This is a genomic window from Parendozoicomonas verongulae (assembly GCF_009711465.1).
Lineage (GTDB): Bacteria > Pseudomonadota > Gammaproteobacteria > Pseudomonadales > Endozoicomonadaceae > Sansalvadorimonas > Sansalvadorimonas verongulae.
Map to the genome: position 1 here is coordinate 3080 of NZ_SMME01000693.1, position 1419 is coordinate 4498.

1 protein-coding gene is annotated in these 1419 nt (G+C 45.5%); it reads right to left on the reverse strand.

Features of this window, described 5'->3' with window-relative positions:
- Positions 1-45 precede the first annotated feature (45 nt).
- Positions 46-1419: M60 family metallopeptidase (locus tag E1189_RS03020; protein WP_230460095.1), on the reverse strand; the 1374-nt coding region annotated here is incomplete at its 5' end.

The window sequence follows — 1419 nt, forward strand, 5'->3', positions numbered from 1 at the left end:
TCTGAATGCTGACTGTCTAACCTTTCTGTCAGGCTCTCCAGTCAGTTATAAATCTTCACGGTACAACCAGTAGGGGATAGCGTACCCCTTTTCCACAACGCGTTGATAAGCCTCTTCACTGACAGGAACAGACCAGCGTCTGAAGAATAAAGTCAGATCTTGTTCGGTCACCTCGCACAGGGTTTCAAAAAAGAAATCTGTTTTTTCCTGCTGATTGTCTTTATCAGGCAATAAGTGTTCAGGGGTATGGCGAAATTGATGATACAGTTCCGGGATAAAAGCATCCGATAAATGATTTACGAGTTCTACCATGAAAGCTTTTTTCCAGTTAACCATTACCTCTGGATGTTCTGACCAGATATAGGGGTAATAACCCTTGCCATGGTTCTCAATAAATGATGCCAAAAGCCACATGAAAGAGAGCACATTACCGTAATAACTGTCATCCTGAGGGATAGTCAGCCCAGCTATTTCGATCCTGCGCCCCAAGAACCCATACCCTTTACGGTAATGATCACCATAAATAAATAGATCCGCAAAAACCTGTGTTGATCCGGGTGGCTCAAATAAACGATGAGCCGATTCAAATTTATGAGCAACTTCATGAAGTAGAGTGTTAAAAATTATAGAATCGTTTGAATCAATCCACCGGAATGGATTATGAAAACCAAGCCAGTGCAGCATAACTGAGTAATTATGGGAGTTTGCCCTGTATTCTCCTGGTGATAGTTGGGCATCTATTACAAAGCGGTAAAGGTTATCAGGCGCTTTGTCTCGCTCATCATCTGCATTGTCACTAAGGCCTGCCAGAGCATGGGCGCGTTTGATGAGCTGGTCATAAAAATTGATAACCGGAGTGGGGTCTTCCAGATCTCGTACCATCGCTGAGGGTAGAGTTAGTACGGAATACCGACCTTCAAGCTCTGCCCAGGGTGCAGGGTAGTCGCGAATGTATTCACGCCATTGCTCGGCGCTATCTCTGCCAAGCTTGAACCAGGGCGCTCTGACAGCCCCGGAGATGGTAATATCAAAACTATCCGACCCATTTTTATCGGACTCTATGTAAATCAATCCGGAGGTCCGGTCATGATCCTGGAGGACACCTTCCCTCAAATCAAAACTATCGCTGGCATACCCTACTCTCTTTTGTTGATCAGCGAGATAGTACTGATTCAAATCTAAAGCATGTGCGCCTATTCTCAGTTTTGGCTTTATGCCAGATGGCTCCAAAGACAAGGATCTCAGTTCAATCGTGACTGGTTCTCCAGGCACTCGATAAAGCCCTGTGCTTATCTGATGTCGTGGTGGGGATAGCATCCGTAAAGGTGATAAATCTCTCGGGTTCAGCTGAAATGAGAAGGTCTCTGTCACCCGTTCTTCATCTCTGCTAACAGTGCCTGGAAAGTCAATCCCCATGGG